Origin of the sequence: Bradyrhizobium sp. AUGA SZCCT0177 (assembly GCF_018130125.1) — a bacterium.
Classification (GTDB): domain Bacteria; phylum Pseudomonadota; class Alphaproteobacteria; order Rhizobiales; family Xanthobacteraceae; genus Bradyrhizobium.
Window position 1 is genome coordinate 107,910 of the sequence record NZ_JAFCMA010000016.1, and the last position, 26,155, is coordinate 134,064.

The window sequence follows — 26,155 nt, forward strand, 5'->3', positions numbered from 1 at the left end:
GCTCATCGCCGGCCTCCGGGTGCGAATGCGAGCCAGGGCATCAGGAGGACGCCAACCATCCGGATGATGCCGCTGCACGCCAGTCCAAGGACACCGATCGTGATCATGCCGAGCACGATCGCGGGATAGTCCACCAGTGAGTAGGCTTCCCAGGTGAAGTAGCCGACGCCGAATTGACCCGAGATCATCTCGGCGGCGATCAGCGAGACCCAGGCCACGCCCATGCCGACGGCAAGACCCGTGAAGATGTGCGGCAGCGAGCCAGGCAGGATCACGTTCATGAACAGACGGATTTCGCTGGCGCCGAGACAGCGAGCCGCCCGTACCAGCACGCCATCCAGTGAATGAACCCCGTGAATGGTGTTGAGCAGGATCGGAAAGAAAGCGCCGATAAAGGTAATGAAGACGATGCTGGCCTCGTTGTTCGGCCACAGCATGATCGACATCGGCACCCAGGCGATCGCCGGAATGGGCCGCATGATCTCGACGACAGGCATGAAGAAGTCACGCACGCGCTCGTACTTGCCGATCGCAAGCCCGAGCGGCACGCCGATGATGGTCGCGATCATGAAGCCGAACAGAATGCGTCGAACACTCATGGCGATATTGAACAGGTATTTGTTCGACAGCCCGACCTGCGTCAGCTGCTGATACACCTCATAGGGCGTCGGAACATTCTTGAAGCGGATGTAGAATTCGAACTTGTACTTGGTGCCGAGATACCAGAACAGGAACAGCGCCCCGATCGAGATGCAGGCAAGCAATGCAGTGATGATCCGCTCGCGGGTCACGTATCCGAGCAGGCCCAGAAACACCTTGGTCAGCGAGACCGTGGGGATCGGCTCCGGTTCCGGCACCGGAATTTCCGATGCGGACATTTGGGCTGCGGAGGCTTTCACCGCCACCGGCTCGGGATCGGCGTGCTTGTCGACCATAGGGAGCGCCACAATCTTGGCTGTTGCCGTGCTGCCCATCGGATTCCCCTATTGCCCCAGGTTGATGGCGCCGAGGACTTCGGCATAGGTGGCAAGCTTGCCGCCATTCTTGGCCGCATAGGCTTCCGCATCCTTCTTGAGCAGGAACGGCACGACATCCGGCTTCTTCGGATCCTGGCCGCCGACCGAATAGAACGCAGCGTCGGCGAACACCTTGATGCCGAGCTCGCGGTCGACCAGATAGACGGCGTTGAACTTCTTGCCTTCGGAGCCGTACTTCTTCACGCCGAGCAGCGTGCAGACCGGTGAGCTGAACGGCACGATGTCGCCGCCCTGGATCCAGATCTCGCCGGTTTGCAGGGGATTGTTGACCGGCGTGTTGCAGACCGGATCGGTGCCGGTGACGTTATAGGTGTCATACGCAGCAAGCTGCTTGTCGTAGTCGAGCCCGAGTTCCTTGTAGGCGGTCCGTACATAGCCGTCGTTGACCCAGGCGCCGATGTTCAGTTCCTTGATCATGTTGAGCTTCTGCAGGATCGCGTAATTGGCACCGACAGCTTCCACCCATTTCGGCTTGATGGTCGCATCGAGCGTGTGCACGCCGCCGGGACCCAGGAAGATGTAAATCACTTCCTTGTTGATCTTGGTCCACTCCTCGATCTTCTCGGCCGCAAACTTCGGGTTCTTGCGCATCCAGTCGTTCGCCTCCATCAACGCCTTGATGTAGGCCACCACGATTTCCGGATATTTCTCGCCGAAGTCCTTGCGCACGACGACGCCGTGGAACGTCGGCACCTTGGTTTCGGCGCCGTCATAGATCTTGCGGGCAAAGCCCTTGAACGGCAGCAGCTCGGCGAACGGAACGAAATCGCCATGCGCGTCGATACGTTTTTCCTGCAGATTGGTAGTGCCGACTTCCGGCGATTGCGAAACCAGGCTCCAGAAATCGGGCGGCAGGCCGCGCTTCTGCAGCGAGGTGAGCATCATGCCGTGCGCTGCGGAGCCGAACGGCACCGACACGTTCTTGCCCTTGAGATCGGCGAGTTCGTAGAACGGCGAGTCCTTGTGGACGACGATGCCATTGCCGCCGCCATGCGCGTTGTAGGCGATGATCGCGACGAGCTGCGTTTCGTTCTTGGTCGCCTGCCCGGTGGCGCCATTCACCATCAGCGGGTAGTCGCCCATCATGCCGATCTGGATATTGTTGGCCATCATGCCGTTGGTGATCGGCGGACCGGAGGTGGCGTTCTGCCAGCTCAGCTTGTACTGGATGTCCTTGTACTTGCCGGTCTTCGGCAGGTGCTTCTCCAGGAGTCCAAGCTCTTTCAGCACGACGCCGCCGGTCACCGTGTTGGTCGTCGTATTCTGTGTGCCGATCCCGATCTCGAGCGTCTGCGCGCTCGCCTGTCCGGGCGCCAATGCGATGGCTGCCGCAGCGATCAAAGGAAGGAAGCCAGAGAGTTTAGACGCAGGGCCGATGCTCATGAGACAAATCCTTTCGAACCAAACTGTGCGGTGTGACTGGCATGGCCCACGCTGAATCCCCCGGCCGCGGCGAAGGGCGGCAGGGTTACTCGGCGCTGAGCAGACTGGCTGGCTTGATGATCTTGATGGTGCAAACGACATGCCATCAGACCAATCCTGACGACGCAAACGGCATTCGGTTCGCGAAGGCCCGGTTCGCGAAGGGCGTGGCTAACGAAGGGAGTGGTAGGCGTCATTTGCCGCAAACTCGCTTGCTTCCATCACGGACGTGATCACGTCCGGTCAGCAAGTTCTGAACGGCCTCCTCAGAATCCGAAACGACGAACGCCTCCAACCAGCAACCTATTGCTAAGAAATTTGCGGATGCTCAATTAATGAACAGATTTTGCGCCCGTCTTGGTTATCCGGCGGGCTAAATGTCTATAAATTAGTCATTGCGATCAGACAGGACTCAGCCCGCAAAGGTCTGGAAGCCCGCCGTCATCAGCGGCGGTTTGACGCGGGACTCACTGTTAGGCGCTCGCTTCAGATGTCGTCAGAGGCCGCGGCCTTGGCGAGCTTGCCGTCGCGGATATCGCTTAGCCTGTCCGCGTCCTTGATGACGAGGTTGGAGCCGTGCGCGTGCAGGATTCCCAGCTCGGTAAATCGCTTCAGGCTGATGGTGACGGATTGGCGCGTCACGCCGGTCATGTGCGCGAGATCGGCATGCGTGAATGAGGCGGCAATCAGCGACCCCTCGCGTTCTTCAACGCCATACAGGTTCATCAGATGCAGCAGCAGCTGCGCCAGCCTTTCGGTCGGCGAGCGCGTTCCGAGCATCTGGGCGAGTGCCGAATAGCACTGTCCCTTGAAAGTCAGGCCCTCGATGATTCCGATCGCGAGCGCGGGGATCGTGAGCACCATCCGGCGCAGGATATCGCCCGGCAAATGCAGCACGGTGCTGTTGACGGCGGCGACCCCCGACCAGATGTGCAGGCCTTGCTTGAAGACCTCGGGGCCGCCGACGAAATTGCCGGAGTGCCAATAGGCGAGCGTGATCTCGCGGCCCGATGGGGCGATGTAGAACACCTTGATGCGGCCGCTCTCGATCAGGAAGATGCCGTCTTGCGGACTGCCCTGGCTGAACAGCTGGGCGCCGCGGTAGAGCACCTTGCGCTTTCCTGAACCCAACACTTGCGCGATTTCAGACTCGGTGAGGCCATGGAACAGCGACGGCGGCCCGCTCCGTTGCGTTCCGCCATCGGTCATCAGCAAGGCCCCGAACTGGGCTTGCCCGCCGCCCTTGGTCGCTTGTTGCGATGGTTGATGTTTGCCTGTCATGTATCCGCTCGTAGCCAACTCCGAACCTGCGTCGATATGAACGGAAAAGTTCCTGGGCCTACGGCCTGCTACATTGCAAAGGTTTGCAATTGGCGCGCCAAGTTCTGCGTGTATTGTCGGCTGAACCGGCGTCTGTGTCCATATATCGCGCCGCAGCGCCCGGCTTCTATCCCGCACTTCCGGACGCTCATGTTTGCCTGCGGCAATCTGGCCAATTAGGTCCGATCTGGATTAAGATCGGTCCGCAATCATCCCTCCTTCGTAACGAGCCCCCGGTGAGCAAACCTGCAAAATCGTCCGCAAAAACCAGCGGCAACATTTTTATCGGCATCGGCGGCTGGACCTTCGAGCCGTGGCGCGGTGTATTTTACCCAGAGAAGCTGACGCAGGCGAAGGAGTTGTCCTACGCCGCGTCGAAGCTGACCTCGATCGAGATCAACGGCACCTATTACGGCTCGCAGAAGCCGGAGAGTTTTCGCAAATGGGCGCGTGAAGTGCCCGACGGTTTCGTGTTCTCGTTGAAGGGACCGCGCTTCGCCACCAACAGGCGCGTACTGGCGGAAGCCGGCGACTCCGTGAAGCGGTTCTATGATTCAGGCGTGCTGGAACTCGGCGACCGGCTAGGCCCCGTGCTGTGGCAATTCGCGCCGACCAAGAAATTCGACGAAGCCGACTTCGGCAAGTTCCTCGAACTGCTGCCGCGCAAACTCGAGGGCCGCGCGCTGCGTCACGTGGTCGAGGTCCGCCACGACAGTTTTTGCGTGCCCGATTTCATCGCGCTGCTGCGAAAGTTCGAAACGCCCGTCGTGTTCGCCGAGCACGGCAAATATCCGGCGATTGCCGATATCGCGAGCGACTTCGTCTATGCGCGGCTGCAGAAGGGCAATGACGAGCTCAAGACCTGCTACCCGCCAAAACAGCTCGACGCCTGGGCGAAGCGGTTTCAGGCCTGGGCTTCGGGAAGCGAGCCCGACGACCTGCCGCGCGTCGATGCGGCCAAGCCGAAGAAGGCGCCGCGCGACGTCTTCGCTTACGTGATCCACGAGGGCAAGGTACGCGCGCCCGCGGGCGCAATGGAATTGATCGAGCGGGTGAAATAGGCATAGCGTTTTCGAGCGAAGTGGATTGCCGGTTCGCGTAAAGAAAACGCGTCAAGAGAATACCTCCTCGTCAGTCGAGCTTGATGCCGGCCTCGCGGATCAGCTTGGTCCAGGTCTCGTATTCGGACGCGACAAAGGCATTGAGCTTGTCGTCCGGCAGGTCCCAGACTTCGCCGCCGCTCTTCTCGAAGCGCTCCTTGAGGTCGGGCAACGAGGCGCGGATATCGCGGCGCAGTTTTGCGATCACTTCCGGCGGAGTCTTGGCGGGCGCAAAGATTCCGAGCCAGGAATCGACATCGAGCCCGGGAACGCCGGCTTCCGACATCGTCGGCACGTCGGGCGCCAGCGGGCTGCGTTTGGACGCCAGCACGGCGATGCCCTTTGCCTGCCCGGACTGCACGTGAGGTAGGCCTGCCGCCATCGAGTCAAAGAACAGATCGATGCGGCCCGCCAGCAGATCGGTGAACGCCGGCGGCGAGCCCTTGTAGGGCACTTCCAGCAGCTTCACGCCCGCAGCTTTCATGAAGGCCGCCGCCACCAGTTGCTGGCCGGTGCCGACGCCGGCGGTCGCCACCGAGATCGAGCCCGGGCTGGCTTTCGCCGCGGCAACGATATCCACCAGCTTGGGCTGCGGCAGATCCTTGCGGCCGACCATCACATAGCCGAACTTGTAGACCAGCGCGACCGGCACAAAATCCTTCAGTGGGTCGTAGCCGAGCTTGGAATACAGCGCCGAATTGAAGGCCATGTTGGAGAGCCCGCCGACCACCAGCGTATAGCCGTCCGGTTCGCTCTGGCTCGCGGCCTGCGTCCCCACGACGGTGCCGGCGCCGGGCTTGTTCTCGACCACGAAGCCCTGCCCCATACGCTTGGAAAGCACGTCGGCAAGCTGCCGCCCGACCAGATCGTAGCTGCCGCCGGGACCGATCGGGACGATGATTTTAACGGGCCGGTCGGGATAGGTGCCCTGCGCCCGCGCCGCGCCGCCGCAAACCAGCAGCGCTACTGCGACCATCCACGTCAGCGAGCGGCAAAATCCATGCATCGTATTTCCCCCGATATAACCGGCCATCAACAGGCGCTGTTTTCGCGACTATGCGACATGGCGCACCCGGCGGCAACGCATCTGGCGGCCGGGCAGCTGCGGCATAACCTCCGCGGTTATGGAAATCCGTTGCGGGGTGACCTAGCCTGACGTCGGGACAACGGCGCCGGGACACCGACATGGCACGCAGGAATCGCCTCTTCACCATCGGTTATGAGCAGACGCCGGCCAAGGCCGTGCTCGATGAACTGGAAAGCGCCGGCGTAAAGCTGCTGGTCGACGTGCGCGCGGTGGCCGCGTCACGGCGGCCGGGCTTTTCCAAGAACCAGCTCGCGGCCGGCCTTGACGAGCGCGGCATTTCCTATCTGCATCTGAAGGGCCTGGGTACGCCGAAGACCGGCCGCGAGGCGGCGCGCAGCGGCAAGTTCGATCTGCTGCACAAGATCTATTCGGCGCATCTGAAGACAACGCAGGCCAGGGAAGAACTCGACGAATTGTCGGCGCTGGTGAAGAAGTCCGGTCCGGTCTGCATTCTCTGCTACGAGCGCGACCATCAGCAGTGCCACCGGCAATGGATCGCCGAGATCATCGAAGACCGTGACGGCGTGAAGGTGGAAAATCTGGCGGCGAGGCAGGTTTGACCATTACCGTCATTGCGAGGAGCAAAGCGACGAAGCAATCCATCCATCCGCGTCTGCCGAACAATGGATTACTTCGCTACGCTCGCAATGACGGGCTTATCTCACCCCTCGCCCGCCAGCCGGAACGTACCCTCCATCATCTGCACGCTCGCGCCGCCGACATGGATCGACGAAACCGCGCCGTCTTGCTTGCGGACGCGCGTCAGCAACAGGCTCGGCCGCCCCATGTCGACACCCTGGCCGATCCGCAATTTCAGTTCGCCATCCTTCAACGGATCGAGATCGGCGAGCAACGCCGCGCAAGCGGCGGTGGCACTGCCGGTGGCGGGATCTTCGGAAAGCCCGCTGGCGCCGGGATGAAACATCCGCGCCTGCAACTCGCACGGCTTTTCGCCTGCCGGCACGTCGCGCGTATAGAAATAGACCGCATCACTGCCGTCGCACGGGAAGGTTTTTGCGAACCCCTCCGCGTTCGGCCTCGCCCGGCGCAGCGCCTCGCGTGAGGTGAGTTCGACGGCGAGGAACGCCAGCCCGACCGAGACGATCTGCGGCGGATGCCGATCAACCTTCACGTCGCTCACCGACAGCGACAGGCAGGAAGCCGCCTGTTCGGCGCCAAGATGCGACATCCGCTTCAGCGGCTGCGGCGCCGTGAATTCGGTGCTGACGACCCTGCCCTGTTCGGTCACAATTTCGACCGGGACGAGGCCCGCGCCCTCCTCGAACAGCAGTCGCACCGGTGGTTTTGCAGCCTGCGTCGCCAGGACGTAGGCGGTGCCGACATTGGGATGGCCGGCAAACGGAAGCTCGCGGTTCACGGTGAAGATACGAACCTGCGCGTCATTGGCGCGGTCGGCCGGCGGCAGCACGAAGGTCGTCTCGGAATAATTGAACTCGGTGGCGATCGCCTGCATCTGTGCCGTGGACAACCCGCCGGCATCGAGCACCACGGCGAGCGGATTGCCGCCGAAGGCCCGATCGGTGAACACGTCGACGGTGATGTAACGCCGTTGCATTGCCATTCTCCTATCCCAACTGCCACACGGTCATCGGCCGCTCATAGCCTCTGACCGGAACCTCACCTAGCGCGACCGCATCGCGACATTCCTCTCCGAGCGCGTCGTGAACCGCTTCGGAGATCAGGAACTGCGAATTGAAATCCTTATTGAGCGCCTCGAGCCGGCTGGCGAAATTCACGGTGTCACCGATCACGGTGTATTCCTTGCGCCGCGGCGAGCCGATATTGCCGGCGACGACCTCGCCGACGTGAATGCCGATGCCGATGCGCAGCGGCCAGCTGGACGCCTGGTTGGCGCGCTCGTTCGCCTCGAGCATTTCGCGCGCAGCGGCCACCGCGCGGTGCGCGGCGTTACCTGCGTCAAACGGGGCGCCGAACAGCGCCAGGAAGCCGTCGCCCAGAAACTTGTTCACGATCCCGCCGTGGCGGTCGAGGATGTCGACCAGCACGGCGAATGCACCATCGAGGCGGTCCACCACTTCCTGCGGGGTGCGGGTGCTGGCGCCCGCGGTAAAACTGCGAAAATCGACGAACATGACGGCGACACGCCGGATTTCGCTGCCGGTCGCCGCCCCCTCGGCCATCAGACGCTCGACCACCTGCGGCGAGACGTGCTGGCCGAACAGGTTGGTGATGCGGTCACGCGCGGTCGCGGCGAGAATGCTGGCCTCGAACTGCCGGCGCAATTGAACGCCGACCGCGCCCGCCAGCATTCCGCAAATCAGGATGATGACGCTGCGCACCGCGTGATAATACAGATCCGGCGGCGGGTCGGCGCTGCCGGCGCGATGATAGAGCATCGCCATGGCGAGCAGCTGGGCTGCGGCAACGAACCCGGTGAAGGTCGAGAGCCAGAAATCCAGCCGCAGCGTCGACAGAATGACGAAGATGAAATAGGTCAGCGGCACCGCGAAGCCGAGCGCGTCCACCGGACCCATGCTGTCGATATGCATCGCCAAAGCGAGCGTCGGCATCGAGGTTTCGACCAGCACACCGACATAGCGCCGGTAAACCGGCAGGTCCTGGTCCTTGCCGAGGTGCCGGGTGATGACGGAGTGGACCCAGAGTTCGAACAGAACGAACGGGACCAGGACGATGTAGAGCTCGCTCGGATCGAAGCGGCCGTGCCAGAGCTTCTGGATCGCATTGGGATCGAGCACATGGACGATGAGGATCAGTGACCCGATCAGGACGGTGGTCCCGATCAGCGCCTTGATCCGGATCAGCTCGGTCCGCAGGATTTGCTGCGTCAGCGCGTGCTGAAAGTCAGCGGATAACACCACAGGCTTCTCACTTCTATTGCCCCATAGCCCCAGCATCCGACCATTCCCCACCCTGTCATTCCGGGGCGATGCGCAGCATCGAACCCGGAATCCTTGGATTCCGGGTTCGCCTCTTCGAGGCGCCCCGGAATGACGTCGCGTATCATATTCTGCATCAATCGAGCGTGCGACGGAAGCGGGTCACGGCGATCGTCATCGCCAAAAGCATCAGTGCAATGAGAGCAATGGTGTCGTACTGCAAATTCTGGATGGTCGCGCCCTTCAGCATGATGGCGCGGACGATGCGAACGAAATGCGTCAGCGGCAGGCACTCGCCGATATATTGCGCCCACCTCGGCATGCCGGCGAACGGAAACATGAAGCCGGACAACAGAATGCTGGGCAGGAAGAACATCATCGACAGCTGCATCGCCTGCAACTGATTCTGCACGATGGTCGAGAAGGTGTAGCCGATCGCAAGATTGGTGGTGATGAACAGCGTCGTCAGCAGCGCCAGCGTGGCCAGGCTGCCGAGAATGGGCACGCCAAACAACAACACGCCGATGCCGATGATCAGCGTTGCCTGAACGAAGCCGACGATCACGTAAGGTATGATCTTGCCGAACATCACCTCGACCGGCTTGATCGGCATCGACAGCAGGCTTTCCATGGTGCCGCGCTCGATCTCACGCGTCACCGACAGCGCCGTGAAGATCAGCATGGTCATGGTCAGGATGGTGCCGACCAGGCCCGGCACGATGTTGAGCCGCGACGACGCCGCCGGATTGTAGCGCGAATGGGCGCGGATCTCGAACGGCGTCGATGGCGGATCGCCCGCCTGCAGATCGTGCGCCAATGCGGTCTGCACGATGCCGTTGAGCGTGCCCAGGGCCGAGCCCGCCGCCACCGGATCGGTCGCATCGGCGGCGACCAGCAGCGCCGGATGATCGCCGCGCCGCACCGCGCGCTCAAAACCGCGCGGGATTTCGACGCCGAACAGCACCTTGCCGGATTGCAGGAGATCGTCGAACTCGGCGACGCTGTGGACTTCATGGGTAAAGCGGAAATAGGCAGTATTCTCCATCGCCTTCAGAATCGAACGCGCCAGGTCGCTGTCTTCCTGCAGCAACACCGCGGTCGGCAAATGGCGCGGCGTGGTGTTGATCGCAAAGCCGAACAGCACGAGTTGCATCACCGGCAGCATCACGATCATCGCGAACGAGACCCGGTCGCGGCGGAGCTGGATGAATTCCTTCACCAGCATCGCATAGCTGCGCCACCAGAAGCCGAATGACGGCTCCCGGACATTGCGGCGTCCGCTGCTTGTATCGGTCGTACTCATTGGAAATTGTCCTTTGAGCGGCTCATCAGATCGATGAACACGTCTTCCAGCGACGGATCTCCATGCTGCCAGTTCCACCCCCTGTTATCCCGGTAGGGCGCGACGCTGGATTCGAGTGCGGCCTTGTCGCGGCCGGAGACGTGCAGGCTGGTGCCGAACGGCGCCACCATGTCGACGCCGGGCTTGCCGGACAGTTCAGCGGCAAGACCATTGAGATCGTCGCCCGTGACCGTCCAGGTCGACAACGCCGATTGCGCGATCACCTCGTCCACCGTGCCATGCGCCAGCAGATTGCCGTAGGCGATATAGGCGATCTCGTGACAGCGCTCGGCCTCGTCCATGTAATGGGTGGAGACCAACACGGTCAGGCCATCGGCCGCGAGCGCATGGATCTCGTTCCAGAAATCGCGCCGCGCCTTGGGATCGACGCCGGCGGTCGGCTCGTCCAGCAGCAGCAATTGCGGGTTGGGCAGCGTGCAGGCGCCGAGCGCCAGCCGCTGCTTCCAGCCGCCGGAAAGCTCGCCGGCGAGTTGCTCCTCGCGGCCGTTGAGACCGATGCGCTGGATCATGTCGCGCGCCGCTTGCCGCGCGTTGGGCAGGCCGTAGAGCCGCGCCACGAACTCCAGGTTTTCGCGCACGGAGAGGTCCTGATACAGGCTGAAGCGCTGCGTCATGTAGCCGACCTGGCGCTTGATCTTGTCGGCCTCGCGGCGGATGTCGTAGCCGAGGCAGGTGCCCTCGCCTGAATCCGGCGTCAGCAGGCCGCAGAGCATGCGGATGGTCGTGGTCTTGCCGGAGCCGTTGGGACCGAGGAAGCCGTAGATCGAGCCGCGCTTGACCTGCATCGAGAGGTTTTGCACGACCGCCCGGCCGCCAAACGATTTCGACAGACCCTCGACATTGATCGCAATGTCAGGCGCGGTTGATGGGGCTGAATTCATCGCTTGTCCGCCACCGGTATCGGCGCATTGACGAACACGCTGATCGGCTGGCCGACGCGCAGACTGGCCGGCTTGTTCGGTCGCGCCTGGATCAAATAGACGAGCTTGCTGCGCTCATCGAGGCTGTAGATAACCGGCGGGGTATATTCCGCCGTCGTCGCGATGAAGTAGATTTTTGCGGTAAGATCGCCCGCGCAATTGTCGCAGGTCACCTTGACCTCGTCGCCGATCGCAAGCTTCGGCAATTGCGTCTCCGGCACGAAGAAGCGCAGCTTCATGTTGCCGGGCGGCATGATCGACAGCACCGGCCGCTGCGCCGGCACCATCTCGCCTTCGCGGAAATAGATCTGCTGGACGGTGCCGGCGACCGGCGCGAAACCGTTGCGCCGGGCCAGCCGCGTCTGCGAAGTGTTGACGCGCGCCTCCGCCACCCGCAGCGCCGAGACCGCGGAGTCGAGATTGGCCTGGGTGCCCGAACCGGTCTTGGACAAAGACGCCGCACGGTCATAGGTCTGCTGGGCATTGGCCAGCGTCGCATTGTGCTGGTTGAGATCGGCCTTCTGCAGTTCGTCATCGACCGAATAGATCTGCATGCCGGGCTTCACTTCGTCGCCCTCCCGCACGCTGAGCTTGGTCACGCGCCCGGATTCGTCGGGGCTGACGAAGATCATGTCGGCTTCGACCCAGCCCTGAAAGCCGGGATCCTTGCGCTCCTTGCAGCCGGCCAGCACGGCGGCCAGCGCGAGCGCGGCAAAAATGGCCGTCGCTTTCGAAAAGGTCTTCCGCGACGAAGTCATGTCGTCCTCCGCTCGCCAAAAATCAGATCGAGATGAACGCGAAACATCTCGTTCGCATCGAGTGGCGCGTGTTTGCTGAACAGGCTTTGCCAGATGATCGCGACGATGGCGGGCGCCACGAGAATCTGCGGAAAGCGCGCCAGATTCTTCTGCTGGATTTCGCCGCGGATGACGCCGAGTTCGATCAGCGCGCGCATGCCGGCGATCCCCTTCGAGACCACTTCGCGGTAGTAGAAATCGGCGATATCGGGAAATCGCGGCCCTTCGGCAACGATCAGGCGCACGATGTCGCCACGCCGGGTCGTCACCACGTCATGGATGAAGGCGCGGGCAAAGTTCTCCACCATGTCCCGGATCGAGGCGCCAGCCGGCGGCGGCCCTGCTGCGGCAAGACGGTTGACCAGCGGGACGATCGCGGTCCGGATCAATTCCTCGAACAGCGCCTCCTTGTCCTTGAAGTGCAGATAGATCGTGCCCTTGGCGACGCCTGCCCGCTTGGCGACGTCGTCGAGCCGTGTCGCCGCAAAGCCGCGCGCGATGAATTCGTCCATCGCCGCCTCGATAATGGCCTCGCGGCGCTCGGCGGCGCGTTCGGCCCGGTTCGAAGCGGGCTTTGCGGGCTCAACCTTCGCCGAGACCACTTTTGGCGTTTTGGCGGCGGCAGCCCTGCTCACAACGCGGCTTTTGACCGGTTTGGACGGGCGTGGGGTGCTGGGGCGTGTTTTGCTCATATTCTTCTTATGACTGACTGGTCAGTCATTGTCAATATCGAGCAGAAACTGCCGTTTTCACGTCCCCGTGACTGCCGGGATAGTCTCAACCCGTCATTGCGAGCGCAGCGAACCAATCCATCTCGCCACGCACTCGCGCGACCCAAACACGGGCTCGCCTTCCGCGGCCCGACACGCCCCGAGTCCTTGAACAGATTGCCCTCGATTAGAACGCAGAGATGCCGGATGCGCGCTGCATCCGCGGTCTAACGTGCAAATCGAACAAAGAAGCGCACGCGAGCATGCATATTCACCGGGGACACTCCGGTATTCGCTGCGCTGCGCCAATCTGTCCCGTCTTTCACGCATGGCGGAAGCCGGACGATGCGATACCCTCCCCGCCAATTCAGGGAGGAATCATGTCAACGAAATTCAATCGCCGTCACTTCATCGCTGCCGGCACCGCCGCTGCCGCGGCGCCATTCCTGGTGCGCGGGGCCTCGGCGCAAGGCGCATGGCCGTCGCGGCAAATCCGGATGGTCTGCAGCTACCCGGCGGGCGGGCAGACCGACCTCCTGGCGCGCGGCTTCGGCGATTACATCTCCAGGCAGGTGGGGAAGACCGTCGTCATCGAAAACAAGGCGGGCGCCTCCGGTTCGATCGGCGCTCAGGAAGTCGCCCGCGCGGAGCCGGATGGCCACACCATCCTGTGCTCGATCTCGACGACCTTTGTGATGAACCGGGTCATGATGAAGAACCCCGGCTACGACATGGACAAGGACCTGGCGCTCGTCAGCATCATCCCGGGCTCCGGGCTGCTGATGGTCGCAAGCACGAAATCCGGCATCAAGTCATTCGACGACTTCGTCGCTTTCGCGCGCAAGAGCGGCAAGATGAACTTCGGCACCTACAGCGCCGGCTCCTCCCCGCACATCACCATCAATGAACTCAACAAGCAGTATGGTCTCAACATCGAGCCGATCCACTACCGCGGTGAAGCGCCGATGTGGACGGGCATCGCGGATGGCACCCTCGACGTCGCGATGGGCAGCTACACGGCCGCGCAATCCGTCCTGCAAAGCAACGCCGGCGTCGTGTTCGCGGTGCATTCCAAGAAGGTCGATGCGATCCCGCACATCAAGACCCTGCCTGAACTCGGCGCGACCTCGAAATTCTTCACCGTGAGCGGCTTTTCGGGCTGGGCGGTGCCGAAGGCGACGCCGCAGCCGATCGTCGACCGGTTGTCCGAACTCTGCGTGGCGGCGAACAACGATCCGAAAGTGAAGGAAATTCTCGCGACTTTCGTGCTCGAACCGGCGATCGGATTCAAGGAAAGCAATGCCTTGTATCAGCGCGAATTGCCGGTCTGGCTGGAGGCCGGACAGGCGCTCGGCTTGCCCCCCGCCTGAATTGGCCGGACCCATCTTGCCGGAACTAGCGTGACATCCGGCACAGATGGTCGGCCTCGATTGGCGTACCCTGGCGGCCTGCGGTGAGGATGAATCTCACCGAAGGTCGCAGGGTGAAACATGACCACATCGAACCGTGAAATTCGTGAACTGAGCATCGAAGATCTCGATCACGCCGCAGGCGGAATGCTGTCGCTGGGTCTGATCCGCGCGTACTTCTCGACCCGGGCCTCCAACGTTTTTCTTGGTCCAGTGATTGGCACTTCGATCGGCTCGTCGATCGGCGGCTGGCCGGCGAGCGGCGACGGCGATTCCGCCTGACGGCAAAGCGCCAACCTGCAGGCAGGAACACGTTTCCTAGCTGTGAAACTTCAACCCGTCGATGATCTTGTCGATCACCTTGCGCTCGGCGCGCATGGCGAGCCCCACGAGATTGAGTTCGGCGCGGATCACCGCCCTCACCACCTCTCGGTTGGCAGCGTCATGCGTGGTCTTGAACATGTCCTCGGTATAGACCGCAGGCGTCACGTCCCGCGCCAGCGCGCGTTCGAGCGCGCGCGACAGCGCGGCGCGATCGGCACCGTAGATCAGGATCGGCTGGCCGATCAGCGACAGATATTTGGTGCCGGAGCCGTCGCCATAGGGCTCGCCGATGCATTCGGGAAACGAAGCGGCAATGCCGCCGGCCAGGAACGAAGCCACGTTGAGCTTCTGCCACGGTTCAAGATCGGTCCGGATCACGACCGCGATTTTAGTGTCGAATTGCATGGGGTTTTTCCGCTGTCATTCCGGGGCGCCGCGCAGCGACGAACCCGGAAGCTCGAGATTCCGGGTTCGCGTCTACGACGCGCCCCGGAATGACGCAAGAGGTCACCCCTTCGCGTCGCAGGCCCAGGCGCGGATCACGCATTCCTTGCCGCCGAATTCGTAGCACTTCTTGGTCGCAGCGTTGAGCGAGCTCGATATCTTCGGCTTCACCGCATAGCCATGGGCGCCGCAGGGCTTGGCCATGTCGATCGCGAACGCGGCGCAGGCGCGCTTCATGGTCACGGCGGTGCAGTCGCCCTTGCATTGCTTCAGGGCGGCGGCGCGCGCGGTCGCTTCGGCGGGATAGTCATAGGCCTGGCCATAGGCGCCGCATTTGCCGACCGCCAACGCGCCGGCCGCCCAGCTTTCGGTGACGAAGCGCGACGCGCCGATCACCAAAGTGAGCGCGAGAATGAACAGCGCGCGGCGTTGCGCGGCAGCGGTCGAAACGATCAAGATCCCCATCCCCCAAGACAGCGGGCGGAATCTAGCCCTGGGGAGTTGAGACTTGGTAAATGGAAGGTTGAAAAAGGGTGTTAACGAACCAGTAACGCGCTTAGTTCGTAGGGTGGGCAAAGGCGCAATTGCGCCGTGCCCACCATCTCTCCGAAACCGTCATCGTGAAGGTGGGCACGCTTCGCTTTGCCCACCCTACGAAGCCGCCTACCCCCGCCGTGCCGCTTCCAGCGCCTGTGGCGTGTCGATATCGAGAAACGCGCTTTCGCCCTCGACCGGGACTTCGGCCACGGCTTCGGCATGCTTGGCGATGAGGTGGCGGGCGCCGACGTCGCCATCCAGCGTCATCAATTCGCGGAAGAAGCGCCGCGACCACAGCACCGGATTGCCGCGCCGCCCCTCGCTGACCGGGACCGCGATCAGATGGCCGCGATCCGGTTCGAACGCCTCGATCAGCCGGTCGATCAATTTGGCATCGATCAGCGGCATGTCGCCGAGGCACACCAGCGCACCGTCGGCATTCGCGGGCACCGCCCCGATGCCGGCCTTGACGGAGCTTGCGAGCCCGCCGGCGAAATCCGGGTTACGGACGAATTTCACTCTCAAGCCGGCCAATGCCTGCTCGACCAGGTCGGCCTGATGGCCGGTGACGACGATCACCTCCATCGCCTTCGAGGCCAGCGCGTGCTCGGTCACGGTCCGCACCAGCTTGTTGCCGTCGAGCTCGGCGAGCAGCTTGTTCGGACCGCCCATCCGGGTCGAACGGCCAGCCGCGAGCACGATGGCCGCGACGTTGCGGCTGGCTTCGATGTCGGCAACGGTGCGCGGCTGTGGCCTCGTCACTATTTCCATCAGCAGACCGCCGACGCCCATGCCGGTGAGTTCGGCGCGCGTCACCTTCAGGCCTGCGAGCAGGCGCATCAGCACCCAGTCAAAGCCGTTTTCGACCGGCGAACGCGCGCAGCCCGGCGCACCCAATACAGGTACGCCGCCGGCGCTGCCGATCAGCAGCAGATTGCCAGGATCAACCGGCATGCCGAAATGTTCGATCGCGCCGCCGATTTCAGTGATCGCGGCGGGGATCACGTCGCGGCGATCGGCGATCGCGGATGCGCCGAACACGATCACGAGCTCCGCGCCGAGGCCGAGCAATTCCTTGATCGAGGCGGCGAGCACGGTCTCGTCATGCGGCACGCGGCGCTCGGCGATGATGGTCGCACCCGCCGGCGCCAGGCGCTCGGCGGTGACGCGCAGGGTTTTCTCGATGACCTTCGGCGCCAGGCCCGGCAGCAGGGTCGAGACCACGCCGACGCGCTTGATGGTATAGGGAGCAATCCGCAGCGCGCCCTTGCCCGCAACGGCAACGGCGGCGTCGCGCAGTTTCGCTTCGACGCCGAACGGAATGAGCTTGACGGTCGCGATCATCTCGCCCTCGACCACCGGCTTGAAGGCGGCAAGGGTCGCAAAGGTAATGGCTTCATCGACGCCGTTGATGCGGTCGACCGCGGCGCGATCGACCACCAGCACGCCGGCTTGCGCGGCGAACAGATTGGAACGGCCGGTAAAGGCGCGCTCGACATTGACGCCGTCGCCCGCAACCGCCTGCGCGATGCTGGCGGCGGCGACGTCTTCGGAGACATCGCCGTCTTCCAGGCGCACCACGACGATTTCCTTGACGCCGGCCTTGGTCAGCGCCTCGACCTCACCGGGACCAATGGACGTGCCCTTCTTGAGCACCAAGGCACCCTGGCGCAGCGTATGCACGGTGACGCCGCCAATCGCGTCGGCCGGACTGGCGGGGCCGAACTTCATGCCGCCTGCTCTTTCGCAGTTTCCTTCGGCAGCCGCAGCTCCGCGGTGATCTCGGCCATGATCGAGACCGCGATCTCCGACGGCGACACCGCGCCGATGTTGAGGCCGATCGGCGCATGGATGCGCGCGATGTCGGCGTCCGATGCGCCCTGCGCCTTCAGCCGCTCGGCACGCTTGGCGTGGGTTTTTCGCGAACCGAGCGCGCCGATATAGAAGCAGTCGCGCGCAAAGGCGTGCAGCAGCGCCGGATCGTCGATCTTGGGATCATGCGTGACCGCGACGAACGCGGTGTAATGATCGACATTGAGCGGCGGCAGCGCGACGTCGGGCCATTCGGCGATCAGCGGCACATCCGGAAAACGCTCGGGGCTCGCGAACGCGGTGCGCGGATCGACCACCGTGACGTCGTAATCCAGCGAGCGCGCCAGCGGCGCGAGCGCCTGGCTGATATGGACAGCGCCGACGATCACGAGCCGCGCGGTCGGCGCGTAGACGTTGAGGAACAGTTTCTTGCCGCCGGCCTCGATCATGCCGCTCTTGCCCATGCGCAACTGCTTTGAAAGCTCAGCCCGCAGGGGATCGGTCGCGATGTCCTTTGCCTTGATGAGGCGCTGGTCGCCATTGGCGGTATCGGTGATCACGATCACCGGCCGCCGCGCGGCGCGCTCGATGTTCACTTCAGAGAGTGTTTGCAGTTTCACGACTGGCCCACCTTCTCGACGAAGACGCGGATGGTGCCGCCGCAACTTAGGCCAACATTCCAGGCGGTCTCGTCCGCCACACCGAATTCGAGCATTTTGGGCTGGCCGCTTGCGATCACGTCGAGCGCTTCGGTGACGACAGCGCCCTCGACACAGCCGCCGGACACCGACCCTAAGAACGTGCCGTCGTCATTGATGACCAGGCTGGAGCCGGCCGGGCGCGGCGCCGAACCCCAGGTTTCGACCACGGTCGCCAATGCAACCCCATGACCGGCCTTTTGCCAGGCCTCGGCGGCCTGCAGGATGTCTTCGTCGCGATTGAGCATAGCGGGCCTCTTTTCAAGCTGCCGATCGGATCACGCTGCGATGATGGGGCGGAGGCGGCGACGAAAGCGCCGCAATCAGCCCTTCCATTGAACTCAAATTATGCACCGGGCGGAATTCGTCAACGTGCGGCAGCATCATTTTGATGCCCTGCGCCTTGGCCTCGAAGCCGCCATAGCGCAATAGCGGGTTGAGCCAGATCAGACGGCGGCAAGACCTATGCAGCCGGTCCATCTCGAACGCCAGTTTGTCGTCGGCCTCGCGCTCCAGCCCGTCTGAGATCAGCAGCACGATGGCGCCCTGCCCGAGCACGCGCCGGCCCCACAATTTGTTGAACGAGTGCAGCGAGGTAGCAATCCGGGTGCCGCCGGCCCAGTCCTCGACCGAGGACGAGCAGCGCGCCAGCGCTTCGTCGGGATCGCGCGCCCGTAAGGAACGCGTCACGTTGGTGAGGCGGGTGCCGAACAGGAACACCGAGACGCGCTTGCGGGCGTCGGTGATGGCATGGAGGAAATGCAGGAACAGGCGGGTGTATTCGCTCATCGACCCGGAGATATCGAGCAGCGCCACGATCGGCGCTGGCTTATCGATCCGCCCCAGCTTTCGGATGTCGATGATCTCGCCGCCGGTGCGCAAGGACCCGCGCAGCGTCCGGCGCATATCGAGCTTGAGCCCGCGCGCGTCCGGCTGGTAACGGCGGGTGCGCAGCTCGGCCTGCGGCAATCGCATGTCCGCAATCGCGCGCGTCACTTCGGCGATCTCGGCCGCGCTCATCTGCGCAAAATCTTTCTTCTGCAGGATCTCCTTGTCGGAGACGGAGAGCCGCAGTTCTTGCTCCTGGGCCTGCGGGGCTTCCTCGCGCATCGAGGGTTGCGCCAAAGCCTCCTGCACACGCCGCGAGGCCGGCGGCGGTTTTTTCTTGGCGTGGTCCGGCAGCGGCACCGAATCCAGCATCGACTTCCACTCTTCGGCGGCGCGGAAGAACAGGTCGAAAGCCTGCTTGAAAATCAGCGCATGTTCGTGACGCTTGACGAAAATCGCTTCCAGCGTGGCGTAGACGTCGGCGCGGTTGCCGATCTCGATCACCTGCAGCGCGTTGAGCGCATCGATGACCGCGCCCGGCCCGACCGGAATCCCGGCGGCACGCAACGCGCGGGCAAAGCCGACGACGTTGTCGGCCATTTGGCCCGTCGGGGGATTGAGGTGGTCAATCGACATCGTGCACTTACTCTCTCAAGCGGGCGGTGCGCCCCCTCTCCCGGGGAGGGTTGGGGTGGGGGCTGCCTCAACAAGTACACTGTTCAACTTGCATTCGCTGTTTCCGCCAATGCCAAACTTCGTCGCCTGAGCATTCGGAGAGAGCCCCCACCCCAACCTTCCCCCGCAAGCGCGGGAGAGGGAGCGCACAGCCCTCGCCTAGTCGCTCGTCGCTTCCTTCAAAACCTTCTGCAGCGTGTCGCCCTGCATCCGCGCTATGTCGTCCTGGTATTTCAGGAGCGCGCCCAGCGTGTCGCCGACGACTTGCGGCGTCAGCGAGCGGGCGTCGAGTTCGGTCAGCGCGGTGGCCCAGTCGATGGTCTCGGCAACGCCCGGCGACTTGTAGAAATCCTGATCGCGCAACGCCTGCACGAAGCGCACCACCTGCTGCGACAGTTTTGCGGAGATATCCGGCACGCGCGATTTGACGATCGCAAGCTCGCGCTCGGCATTGGGATAATCCACCCAGTGATAGAGGCAGCGGCGCTTCAGCGCGTCGTGGATTTCGCGCGTGCGGTTCGAGGTGATGATGACGATCGGCGCTTGCGGCGCCTTCACGGTGCCGAATTCGGGGATGGTGACCTGGAAGTCCGAGAGGATTTCCAGAAGATACGCCTCGAACGCCTCGTCGGCGCGGTCGAGTTCGTCGATCAGCAGCACCGGCGCGCCGGCCACATCGGGCTCCAGCGCCTGCAGCAGCGGGCGCTTGATCAGGAAACGCTCGGCGAAAATATCGCTGGAAAGCTGGTCGCGGTCAGTGTCGCCGCCGGCTTCCGCCAGCCGGATCGCGATCATCTGCGCGGCGCTGTTCCATTCGTAGACCGCGGAGGCAACGTCGAGACCTTCGTAGCACTGCAGACGGATCAGTTTCCGGCCCAGGGCCGCCGACAGCACTTTTGCGATTTCGGTCTTGCCGACACCGGCCTCGCCTTCGAGGAACAGCGGTCGTCCCATCCGCAGCGACAGATAGGTCACCGTCGCCAGCGATCGCTCGGCGAGATAGCCGCGCGAGGTCAGCAATTCCTGCATCGCATCGACGGATTTCGGTAGCGCCGATGCACTCATGACAAAGCCAATCTTGCTGAGCCGGGAAACGGCAAACTTACTTCGCCGTCGCGGCTTCGACGGCGCGGCGCGTCAGCACGCCGATCAGATGCGCGCGATATTCGGCGCTGCCGTGCAGGTCGCTGTTCAGCCCTTCGGCCGGAACGGAAACGCCGTCGAGCACCTTGTGCGAGAAGCGCTTCTTCAACGCCTCTTCGAACGGTTCGGCGCGGAACACGCCGTCCGAGCCGGCGCCGGTGACGGCGACGCGGACATCCGACGGACGCTTGGCGACGAACACGCCGACCAGCGCGTAGCGCGAGGCCTGGTTGCGGAATTTGATATAGGCCGCCTTCTTCGGCACCGGGAACATCACCTTGGTGATGATCTCGTCGCTCTCGAGCGCCGTCGTGAACAGGCCCTGGAAGAATTCTTCGGCCTTCAGCCGGCGCTTGTTGGTGACGATGGTGGCGCCGAGCGCCAGCACCGCGGCGGGATAATCCGCAGTCGGATCGTTGTTGGCGAGCGAGCCGCCGATGGTGCCTTTGTGGCGCACCGCAGGATCGCCGATCATGCCGGCGAGTTCGGCCAGCGCCGGAATGGCTTCGCCGACGACGGCCGAGGTCGCGACCGCGGCGTGCTTGGCGGTGGCGCCGATCACCAGAGAACGGCCCTTCATCTCGATGCCGTCGAGGCCTTCGATATGGGAGAGATCGACCAGATGCGGCGGGCTCGCGAGCCGCTGCTTCATGACCGGCACCAGCGTGTGGCCGCCGGCGATCACCTTGGCGTCCTCGTTCTTCACCAGGAGATTGGCGGCCTGACGCACGGTCGCGGGGCGATGATATTTGAATTCGTACATGAGAACTTCCTGATCGCGGTCGCGATGAATTCGATGATGCGAGGCGGACTTAAGCCAGGTCGGATTTAAGCAAGGTCGGGTTTGGCCATCGCCTTGGCGCCGGCGGCGATCGAGGTCACGATGTTCTGATAGCCGGTGCAGCGGCACAGATTGCCTTCGAGCTCTTCGCGAATGACGTGGTCCGAGAGGTCGTTGCCCTTGCGGTGCACCAAGTCGACCGCGGTCATGATCATGCCGGGGGTGCAGAAGCCGCATTGCAGGCCGTGGTGCTCACGGAAGGCTTCCTGCATCGGATGCAGTGGGGCGCCATCGGCGGCCAGTCCCTCGATGGTCCGCACTTCATGGCCGTCGGCCATGACAGCCAGCGTGGTGCAGGATTTGACCGCCTTGCCGTCGAGATGGACGACGCAGGCCCCGCACTGCGAGGTATCGCAGCCGACATGGGTGCCCGTCAGCCGCAGGTTTTCGCGGAGAAACTGGACCAGGAGGGTACGGGGGTCGACATTGGCGTTTACGGGATTGCCGTTCACGATCAGGGAAATCTTGGCCATCAGCACTCTCTTGAGCTGCACTGCCGCATATCGGCTGCGCAGGCGTTTAAAATCGTTCCAAGGCCATAATATGGGCCATCCCGGCAATGAGCAACCTTGGCAGTCACTCACTTCCGGCATGGCCAGATACCGCTTAGCGGGACTCTTGGCGGGATATTCGGGCTGGACTTGAGGCGGGAATCTTGGGCGGAGCCAAGAGGCAGTCAAGCTTCAACCCGGGATCAACCCTGCACCGCCTTGGCGAAATTGGCGAAGAACTCGTCGGCCAGTTTCTTGGCAGAGCCGTTGATCAGGCGCTGTCCGAGCTGGGCCAGCTTGCCGCCGATCTGGGCCTCGACATTATAGCTGAGCAAGGTGCCGCCATCCTTTTCGGCCAGCGCCACCGTGGCGCCGCCCTTGGCGAAACCGGCAACGCCGCCCTCACCTTCGCCCGAGATCCTGTAGCCGTTGGGCGGGTCGAGATCGCTCAGCGTGACCTTGCCCTTGAAGCGGGCGGAGACCGGGCCGACCTTCATTTTGGCGGTGGCGCGGAAGCCATTGTCCTCGGTCTTCTCGAGCTCCTCGCAGCCGGGGATGCAGACCTTCAGCACCTCCGGATCGTTCAATTTGGCCCACACGGCCTCGCGCGGCGCCGCAAGCTGGACTTCGCCGGTCATCGTCATGGCCATGGGTGGTGCCTCCGGTAACGCTTCAAAACTGTTCTCCCAAGTAATGCACACGCGCGCATAAGGAAAGGCCGCCCTGGGATGACGAGCGATGCATATTCGCAAAGCCCAACAAGGGATCGCCGCAATGCCGCAAATTTTGGCTCCCGGTGTTGTGACCGGGATACCGCCAGAAAATCAGCAGCACCCGGCATTACCAACGGGGTTGGTATTACCAACCGGGTTGGCAGAGCCAACGGGGGATGGTTAGGTCCGGCTCAGATGAGTACGTCCCTGTCCCCGTTGCTTGCCCCGATGCTGTCGAGCGCCGCGATGCGCGCGGTGTGCGACGATGCCGCATGCCTCCAGAATATGCTGGATTTCGAGGCCGCGCTGGCCCGCGCCGAAGCCGCGACAGGCGTTATTCCCGGCAGCGCGGCGGGCCCGATCACCAGCGCCTGCACAGCCGAATCATTCGACCTCGCCGCACTGGCCGAGGCCGCGACACGCTCCGGCAATCTCGCGATCCCGCTGGTCAAGGCGCTGACGGCGAACGTGGCGAAACTCGACGCCGACGCCGCGCGCTACGTGCATTGGGGCGCGACCAGCCAGGACGTGATCGATACCGGCGCGATGCTCGGCCTGCGCGCCGGCATCGATGCGCTGCTCGCTGACACCGCCCGCGCCATCGCGGGCTTTGCCAAACTGGCGCGCCAGCACCGCAACACCGCCGTAGTCGGCCGGACCTGGCTGCAGCATGCGCTGCCGATGCCGTTCGGCCTCAAGCTTGCCGAATATGCCGCGGCCCTGCACCGCTCGCAGGCTCGGCTGCGGCGATTGCGCAGCGAGACGCTGGCGCTGCAGTTCGGCGGCGCCGCCGGCACCCTCGCCGCGCTCGGCGACCAGGGATTGCTGGTCGCAGAACAACTGGCGCAGGAGCTGAAACTGCCGCTGCCCGAGGCGCCCTGGCACACCCACCGCGACCGCATCGCGGAGGCCGCATCCGTGCTCGCCATTCTCGCCGGCAGCTGCGGCAAGATCGCCCGCGATGTTTCCTTGATGATGCAGACCGACGTCGGCGAAGCCTTTGAGCCATCGGGCGAAGGCCGCGGCGGCTCCTCCACCATGCCGCACAAGCGCAACCCGGTGGCGGCCGCGACCGCGCTTGCCGCCGCCACCATGGCGCCCAATCTGGCGGCGACGATTTTTGCCGCCCAGGTGCAGGACCACGAACGCAGCGCCGGCCCCTGGCACGCGGAGTGGCCGACCCTGCCGACCTTGCTGCTGGTCACTTCGGGAGCGCTTGCGGCCATCGTCGACATCGCCGAAGGACTGGAAGTCGATGCCATCAGGATGCGCGCCAATCTCGACGCTACCGACGGACTGATCATGGCGGAAGCGGTGACGTTCGCGCTGGCTGAAAAAATCGGCAAGAGCGACGCGCATCATCTGATCGAGGCGGCCAGCAAGAAAGCGGTCGCCGGCAAGAAACATCTGCGCGACGTGCTGACGTCGGATGCAAAAGTCACCGCGCAGCTCAGCGCCGAGACAATCGCAAAACTGTTCGAGCCGATGGCCTATCAGGGCGCCTCGCAAGCCCTGATCGACCGCCTGCTCGCTTCACTGGAAACCTAAGAGACCGGAGACATTCCATGCCGATGATCGACGCCGACGGGTGCCTGCTCAACGTTTCCGTCGAAGGCCGCGACGGCGGGCCGACGCTGATGCTGTCGAATTCGCTGGGCTCGACCATGCAGATGTGGGAGCCGCAGATGAAGGCGCTCACGGAGGTGTTTCGCGTCATCCGCTACGACCGGCGCGGCCACGGCAAGTCCAGCGTGCCGCCGGGCCCCTATTCGATGGAACGGTTCGGCCGCGACGTGCTCGCGATCCTCGACGATCTCAATATCGCCAAGACGCACTGGTGCGGGCTGTCGATGGGCGGCATGGTCGGGCAATGGCTGGGCGCCAATGCGCCTGATAGATTCGGCAAACTCATCCTCGCCAATACCGCTTGCCACTATCCCGACCCGACCAACTGGCACAACCGCATCAAGGCGGTGAAGGAAGGCGGCATCGCCGCCGTCGCGGACACCGTGATCGGCGGCTGGCTGACGGCGGATTTTCGCGAGCGCGAGCCGCAGATCACCGCCAACATGAAGGCGATGATGCTGTCGACCCCGGTCGAGGGCTACCTCGCCTGCTGCGAGGCGCTGTCGACGCTGGATAACCGCGAGATGCTGCCGAAGATAAAAAGCCCGACCCTGGTGATTGCCGGACGCCACGACATGTCGACGCCCGTTGCAGCCGGTGAATTCATCCGCAGCCAGATTCCCGGCGCCAGCATGACGATTTTGGACGCCGCGCATATTTCCAATGTCGAGCAACCGCACGCCTTCACCGACGCGGTGGTCGGCTTCCTGACGCAGCGCTAACTCTAACAGCCGTCATTGCGAGCCAACGGGTCGCGCGAATGCGCGCCCGATGATAAACTCCGCGAAGCAATCCATACTTCCTTCGTTGTACGATGGATTGGTTCGCTTGCGCTCGCAATGACGAAAGGAGAGAACCCATGGACGACGACAAGCGCCGCGAGAACGGCATGACGCAGCGCCGAAAAGTGCTCGGCAATGAATGGGTCGACAAATCGATCAAGAACCGCAACGCGTTCAACACCGATTTCCAGGACCTGATCACCCGCTATGCCTGGGGCGATATCTGGACCCGGCCGCATTTCGACCACCGCACCCGCCGCGTGCTGGTCATCGGCACCATGGTCGCGCTCGGCCAATGGGATGAATTCCGCCTGCATGTGCGCGCGGCGCTGGCCGAAGGGGGCTTCACGCCCGACGATATCAAGGAAATCATCCTGCAGCAGGCGATCTATTGCGGCGTGCCCGCGGCCAACCACGCCGTCAAGGAAGCCGCAGCGATCGTCGCCGAACTAGGTCTGCTGAAGGGATAGCTCGGCTGAGCCGGCGCTGGCATCCGCCGGCTTCTGCGCCGGCGCCTCGACCAGCATCACGATCACGGTGCCGAGCATCATCAACAGTTCGGCCGCATGCATCCGAAGGGCGGCGGTCTCACCGGCCTGCGACGCCATCAGCACGCCCGCAAAGCTGATGACGCTGCCTATCGCCAGCGCCATGCCGAGAGCTTCGTTGCAGCCGCCACTCTTGCGGATCGCGGCGCGGGTCACGAACACCAGAAAGACCGCAAAGAACGCCACGACCGTCATCCGCCCGAGCGCCAATAGCCAGGCGAAACGGACGGTCGCCGTGCCCGCCAGTTGCAGATGATCGCTGACGAACAAAGCGAACGAAATGTTGGGCCGGTCGTAGAGGCCATGGATCGGCGAAACCATGATCTTGAACGCGATCAGGGTCCAGGCCGGAACGAAATACGCCGCCAGCAGCGCGCCGCTGAGTGAACTGATCCGCCAGTGTTTGGCCATGCCGCTTCCCGTTGGTTCCGCCGCTCTTCGAGGCGGCGGGCTGACGGCGACGTAACTCCCTTAAACGGCGAGCGGCAATTTAAACCCTTTGTTTACCTTAATTGGCCGGCGGCCGGACGGAACACGCATGTCATTGCCGGGCTTGACCCGGCAATCCATCGCTCTTGAGAAAAGATGGACCCCCGGGTCAAGCCCGGGGGCGACGAGCAGAACAAGCTCTGGCCGCATAAAGGAAAAG

Annotated in this window: 28 protein-coding genes; 7 read left to right on the forward strand and 21 right to left on the reverse strand. The window is 63.3% G+C overall.

Features of this window, described 5'->3' with window-relative positions:
* Positions 1 to 2: 2 nt before the first annotated feature.
* From JQ597_RS19905 to JQ597_RS19915, 3 genes are all read right to left on the reverse strand, one after another.
* Positions 3 to 974, reverse strand: a complete 972-nt coding sequence (locus tag JQ597_RS19905; protein ID WP_249133196.1) for an ABC transporter permease — start codon at positions 972 to 974, stop codon at positions 3 to 5.
* Positions 975 to 983: 9 nt separating this feature from the next.
* Entirely contained in the window at positions 984 to 2,420 is a 1,437-nt protein-coding gene (locus tag JQ597_RS19910) for an ABC transporter substrate-binding protein (RefSeq protein WP_212265910.1), read from the reverse strand.
* Positions 2,421 to 2,945: 525 nt separating this feature from the next.
* The gene (locus tag JQ597_RS19915) at positions 2,946 to 3,668 is read right to left on the reverse strand and encodes a Crp/Fnr family transcriptional regulator (protein ID WP_249133207.1); all 723 of its coding nucleotides are present in this window, start codon (positions 3,666 to 3,668) and stop codon (positions 2,946 to 2,948) included.
* Positions 3,669 to 4,015: 347 nt separating this feature from the next.
* Here JQ597_RS19915 and JQ597_RS19920 point away from each other — a divergent pair, with 347 nt between their 5' ends.
* A complete protein-coding gene (locus tag JQ597_RS19920; RefSeq protein ID WP_212265912.1) occupies positions 4,016 to 4,840 on the forward strand; it encodes a DUF72 domain-containing protein in 825 nt (274 codons plus the stop codon).
* Between the two features lie 70 nt (positions 4,841 to 4,910).
* On the opposite strand, the gene JQ597_RS19925 is transcribed toward JQ597_RS19920, so the two are convergent.
* Positions 4,911 to 5,885 carry a Bug family tripartite tricarboxylate transporter substrate binding protein gene (locus JQ597_RS19925; protein WP_212265913.1) on the reverse strand — a complete coding sequence of 325 codons (975 nt, stop codon included), beginning with the start codon at positions 5,883 to 5,885 and terminating at the stop codon, positions 4,911 to 4,913.
* Positions 5,886 to 6,064: 179 nt separating this feature from the next.
* Here JQ597_RS19925 and JQ597_RS19930 point away from each other — a divergent pair, with 179 nt between their 5' ends.
* Complete coding sequence (locus JQ597_RS19930; protein WP_212265914.1) at positions 6,065 to 6,526, forward strand: DUF488 domain-containing protein; 462 nt, start codon at positions 6,065 to 6,067, stop codon at positions 6,524 to 6,526.
* Between the two features lie 101 nt (positions 6,527 to 6,627).
* On the opposite strand, the gene JQ597_RS19935 is transcribed toward JQ597_RS19930, so the two are convergent.
* The 6 genes from JQ597_RS19935 to JQ597_RS19960 all read right to left on the reverse strand — a co-directional run bounded on the left by JQ597_RS19935 (position 6,628) and on the right by JQ597_RS19960 (position 12,617).
* The gene (locus JQ597_RS19935; protein ID WP_212265915.1) at positions 6,628 to 7,542 is read right to left on the reverse strand and encodes a PhzF family phenazine biosynthesis protein; all 915 of its coding nucleotides are present in this window, start codon (positions 7,540 to 7,542) and stop codon (positions 6,628 to 6,630) included.
* 10 nt (positions 7,543 to 7,552) lie between these two features.
* Positions 7,553 to 8,863, reverse strand: a complete 1,311-nt coding sequence (locus JQ597_RS19940) for an adenylate/guanylate cyclase domain-containing protein (RefSeq protein WP_212265916.1) — start codon at positions 8,861 to 8,863, stop codon at positions 7,553 to 7,555.
* 118 nt (positions 8,864 to 8,981) lie between these two features.
* The gene (locus JQ597_RS19945) at positions 8,982 to 10,148 is read right to left on the reverse strand and encodes an ABC transporter permease (RefSeq protein ID WP_212036947.1); all 1,167 of its coding nucleotides are present in this window, start codon (positions 10,146 to 10,148) and stop codon (positions 8,982 to 8,984) included.
* On the reverse strand, positions 10,145 to 11,089 hold the full coding sequence (locus tag JQ597_RS19950) for an ABC transporter ATP-binding protein (protein ID WP_212265917.1): 945 nt from the start codon (positions 11,087 to 11,089) through the stop codon (positions 10,145 to 10,147). The genes JQ597_RS19945 and JQ597_RS19950 overlap by 4 nt, the downstream gene beginning before the upstream one ends.
* Positions 11,086 to 11,886 (reverse strand): HlyD family secretion protein, encoded by an 801-nt coding sequence (locus JQ597_RS19955; protein ID WP_212265918.1) that lies wholly within the window; start codon positions 11,884 to 11,886, stop codon positions 11,086 to 11,088. The genes JQ597_RS19950 and JQ597_RS19955 overlap by 4 nt, the downstream gene beginning before the upstream one ends.
* A complete protein-coding gene (locus JQ597_RS19960) occupies positions 11,883 to 12,617 on the reverse strand; it encodes a TetR/AcrR family transcriptional regulator (RefSeq protein WP_212265919.1) in 735 nt (244 codons plus the stop codon). The genes JQ597_RS19955 and JQ597_RS19960 overlap by 4 nt, the downstream gene beginning before the upstream one ends.
* Before the next feature lie 398 nt (positions 12,618 to 13,015).
* Here JQ597_RS19960 and JQ597_RS19965 point away from each other — a divergent pair, with 398 nt between their 5' ends.
* Positions 13,016 to 14,005 (forward strand): Bug family tripartite tricarboxylate transporter substrate binding protein, encoded by a 990-nt coding sequence (locus tag JQ597_RS19965; protein WP_212265920.1) that lies wholly within the window; start codon positions 13,016 to 13,018, stop codon positions 14,003 to 14,005.
* 120 nt (positions 14,006 to 14,125) lie between these two features.
* Entirely contained in the window at positions 14,126 to 14,326 is a 201-nt protein-coding gene (locus tag JQ597_RS19970) for a hypothetical protein (RefSeq protein ID WP_212265921.1), read from the forward strand.
* A 36-nt stretch (positions 14,327 to 14,362) separates the two neighbouring features.
* On the opposite strand, the gene JQ597_RS19975 is transcribed toward JQ597_RS19970, so the two are convergent.
* From JQ597_RS19975 to JQ597_RS20020, 10 genes are all read right to left on the reverse strand, one after another.
* Positions 14,363 to 14,773: a DUF2000 family protein gene (locus JQ597_RS19975; RefSeq protein WP_212265922.1), complete on the reverse strand. Its 411-nt coding sequence runs from the start codon at positions 14,771 to 14,773 to the stop codon at positions 14,363 to 14,365.
* A gap of 102 nt (positions 14,774 to 14,875) precedes the next feature.
* Positions 14,876 to 15,265, reverse strand: a complete 390-nt coding sequence (locus JQ597_RS19980; RefSeq protein WP_409411277.1) for a DUF4189 domain-containing protein — start codon at positions 15,263 to 15,265, stop codon at positions 14,876 to 14,878.
* A gap of 210 nt (positions 15,266 to 15,475) precedes the next feature.
* A complete protein-coding gene (locus tag JQ597_RS19985) occupies positions 15,476 to 17,080 on the reverse strand; it encodes an NTP transferase domain-containing protein (protein WP_212265924.1) in 1,605 nt (534 codons plus the stop codon).
* Positions 17,077 to 17,781: an XdhC family protein gene (locus tag JQ597_RS19990; protein WP_212265925.1), complete on the reverse strand. Its 705-nt coding sequence runs from the start codon at positions 17,779 to 17,781 to the stop codon at positions 17,077 to 17,079. Before JQ597_RS19990 ends, JQ597_RS19985 begins: the two co-directional genes overlap by 4 nt.
* The gene (locus tag JQ597_RS19995) at positions 17,778 to 18,107 is read right to left on the reverse strand and encodes an XdhC family protein (RefSeq protein ID WP_192734111.1); all 330 of its coding nucleotides are present in this window, start codon (positions 18,105 to 18,107) and stop codon (positions 17,778 to 17,780) included. Before JQ597_RS19995 ends, JQ597_RS19990 begins: the two co-directional genes overlap by 4 nt.
* 13 nt (positions 18,108 to 18,120) lie before the next feature.
* Complete coding sequence (locus JQ597_RS20000; protein WP_212265926.1) at positions 18,121 to 19,323, reverse strand: vWA domain-containing protein; 1,203 nt, start codon at positions 19,321 to 19,323, stop codon at positions 18,121 to 18,123.
* A gap of 198 nt (positions 19,324 to 19,521) precedes the next feature.
* Positions 19,522 to 20,427 (reverse strand): AAA family ATPase, encoded by a 906-nt coding sequence (locus tag JQ597_RS20005; RefSeq protein ID WP_192734113.1) that lies wholly within the window; start codon positions 20,425 to 20,427, stop codon positions 19,522 to 19,524.
* Between the two features lie 37 nt (positions 20,428 to 20,464).
* Positions 20,465 to 21,268, reverse strand: a complete 804-nt coding sequence (locus JQ597_RS20010) for an FAD binding domain-containing protein (protein ID WP_211996304.1) — start codon at positions 21,266 to 21,268, stop codon at positions 20,465 to 20,467.
* Positions 21,269 to 21,333: 65 nt separating this feature from the next.
* On the reverse strand, positions 21,334 to 21,819 hold the full coding sequence (locus JQ597_RS20015) for a (2Fe-2S)-binding protein (RefSeq protein ID WP_212265927.1): 486 nt from the start codon (positions 21,817 to 21,819) through the stop codon (positions 21,334 to 21,336).
* 221 nt (positions 21,820 to 22,040) lie between these two features.
* A complete protein-coding gene (locus JQ597_RS20020) occupies positions 22,041 to 22,487 on the reverse strand; it encodes an SRPBCC family protein (RefSeq protein WP_212265928.1) in 447 nt (148 codons plus the stop codon).
* A gap of 258 nt (positions 22,488 to 22,745) precedes the next feature.
* On the opposite strand from JQ597_RS20020, the gene JQ597_RS20025 reads away from it, so the two are divergent.
* The 3 genes from JQ597_RS20025 (at position 22,746) to JQ597_RS20035 (ending at position 25,428) form a co-directional block, all read left to right on the forward strand.
* Positions 22,746 to 24,098 carry a 3-carboxy-cis,cis-muconate cycloisomerase gene (locus tag JQ597_RS20025; RefSeq protein WP_212265929.1) on the forward strand — a complete coding sequence of 451 codons (1,353 nt, stop codon included), beginning with the start codon at positions 22,746 to 22,748 and terminating at the stop codon, positions 24,096 to 24,098.
* 17 nt (positions 24,099 to 24,115) lie between these two features.
* On the forward strand, positions 24,116 to 24,898 hold the full coding sequence (gene pcaD / locus JQ597_RS20030) for a 3-oxoadipate enol-lactonase (protein ID WP_212265930.1): 783 nt from the start codon (positions 24,116 to 24,118) through the stop codon (positions 24,896 to 24,898).
* Between the two features lie 137 nt (positions 24,899 to 25,035).
* On the forward strand, positions 25,036 to 25,428 hold the full coding sequence (locus JQ597_RS20035; RefSeq protein WP_192734119.1) for a carboxymuconolactone decarboxylase family protein: 393 nt from the start codon (positions 25,036 to 25,038) through the stop codon (positions 25,426 to 25,428).
* Here JQ597_RS20035 and JQ597_RS20040 read toward each other — a convergent pair.
* Positions 25,408 to 25,917: a hypothetical protein gene (locus tag JQ597_RS20040; RefSeq protein ID WP_212265931.1), complete on the reverse strand. Its 510-nt coding sequence runs from the start codon at positions 25,915 to 25,917 to the stop codon at positions 25,408 to 25,410. The genes JQ597_RS20035 and JQ597_RS20040 overlap by 21 nt on opposite strands.
* Between the last annotated feature and the right edge of the window lie 238 nt (positions 25,918 to 26,155).

What these genes read in the sequence shown, in the direction of transcription:
- JQ597_RS19930 (WP_212265914.1), top strand. Translation starts at nt 6,065, where the DNA reads ATGGCACGCAGGAATCGCCTCTTCACCATCGGTTATGAGCAGACGCCG.
- JQ597_RS19970 (WP_212265921.1), top strand. Translation starts at nt 14,126, where the DNA reads ATGACCACATCGAACCGTGAAATTCGTGAACTGAGCATCGAAGATCTC.
- JQ597_RS19905 (WP_249133196.1), bottom strand. Translation starts at nt 974, where the DNA reads ATGGGCAGCACGGCAACAGCCAAGATTGTGGCGCTCCCTATGGTCGAC.
- JQ597_RS19960 (WP_212265919.1), bottom strand. Translation starts at nt 12,617, where the DNA reads ATGAGCAAAACACGCCCCAGCACCCCACGCCCGTCCAAACCGGTCAAA.
- JQ597_RS19955 (WP_212265918.1), bottom strand. Translation starts at nt 11,886, where the DNA reads ATGACTTCGTCGCGGAAGACCTTTTCGAAAGCGACGGCCATTTTTGCC.
- JQ597_RS19925 (WP_212265913.1), bottom strand. Translation starts at nt 5,885, where the DNA reads ATGCATGGATTTTGCCGCTCGCTGACGTGGATGGTCGCAGTAGCGCTG.
- pcaD (WP_212265930.1), top strand. Translation starts at nt 24,116, where the DNA reads ATGCCGATGATCGACGCCGACGGGTGCCTGCTCAACGTTTCCGTCGAA.
- JQ597_RS19935 (WP_212265915.1), bottom strand. Translation starts at nt 7,542, where the DNA reads ATGCAACGGCGTTACATCACCGTCGACGTGTTCACCGATCGGGCCTTC.
- JQ597_RS20000 (WP_212265926.1), bottom strand. Translation starts at nt 19,323, where the DNA reads ATGTCGATTGACCACCTCAATCCCCCGACGGGCCAAATGGCCGACAAC.
- JQ597_RS19940 (WP_212265916.1), bottom strand. Translation starts at nt 8,863, where the DNA reads ATGCTGGGGCTATGGGGCAATAGAAGTGAGAAGCCTGTGGTGTTATCC.
- JQ597_RS19965 (WP_212265920.1), top strand. Translation starts at nt 13,016, where the DNA reads ATGTCAACGAAATTCAATCGCCGTCACTTCATCGCTGCCGGCACCGCC.
- JQ597_RS20020 (WP_212265928.1), bottom strand. Translation starts at nt 22,487, where the DNA reads ATGGCCATGACGATGACCGGCGAAGTCCAGCTTGCGGCGCCGCGCGAG.
- JQ597_RS19995 (WP_192734111.1), bottom strand. Translation starts at nt 18,107, where the DNA reads ATGCTCAATCGCGACGAAGACATCCTGCAGGCCGCCGAGGCCTGGCAA.
- JQ597_RS20025 (WP_212265929.1), top strand. Translation starts at nt 22,746, where the DNA reads ATGAGTACGTCCCTGTCCCCGTTGCTTGCCCCGATGCTGTCGAGCGCC.
- JQ597_RS19985 (WP_212265924.1), bottom strand. Translation starts at nt 17,080, where the DNA reads ATGAAGTTCGGCCCCGCCAGTCCGGCCGACGCGATTGGCGGCGTCACC.
- JQ597_RS20015 (WP_212265927.1), bottom strand. Translation starts at nt 21,819, where the DNA reads ATGGCCAAGATTTCCCTGATCGTGAACGGCAATCCCGTAAACGCCAAT.
- JQ597_RS20040 (WP_212265931.1), bottom strand. Translation starts at nt 25,917, where the DNA reads ATGGCCAAACACTGGCGGATCAGTTCACTCAGCGGCGCGCTGCTGGCG.
- JQ597_RS19910 (WP_212265910.1), bottom strand. Translation starts at nt 2,420, where the DNA reads ATGAGCATCGGCCCTGCGTCTAAACTCTCTGGCTTCCTTCCTTTGATC.
- JQ597_RS20010 (WP_211996304.1), bottom strand. Translation starts at nt 21,268, where the DNA reads ATGTACGAATTCAAATATCATCGCCCCGCGACCGTGCGTCAGGCCGCC.
- JQ597_RS19915 (WP_249133207.1), bottom strand. Translation starts at nt 3,668, where the DNA reads ATGACCGATGGCGGAACGCAACGGAGCGGGCCGCCGTCGCTGTTCCAT.
- JQ597_RS19975 (WP_212265922.1), bottom strand. Translation starts at nt 14,773, where the DNA reads ATGCAATTCGACACTAAAATCGCGGTCGTGATCCGGACCGATCTTGAA.
- JQ597_RS19950 (WP_212265917.1), bottom strand. Translation starts at nt 11,089, where the DNA reads ATGAATTCAGCCCCATCAACCGCGCCTGACATTGCGATCAATGTCGAG.
- JQ597_RS20035 (WP_192734119.1), top strand. Translation starts at nt 25,036, where the DNA reads ATGGACGACGACAAGCGCCGCGAGAACGGCATGACGCAGCGCCGAAAA.
- JQ597_RS19945 (WP_212036947.1), bottom strand. Translation starts at nt 10,148, where the DNA reads ATGAGTACGACCGATACAAGCAGCGGACGCCGCAATGTCCGGGAGCCG.
- JQ597_RS20005 (WP_192734113.1), bottom strand. Translation starts at nt 20,427, where the DNA reads ATGAGTGCATCGGCGCTACCGAAATCCGTCGATGCGATGCAGGAATTG.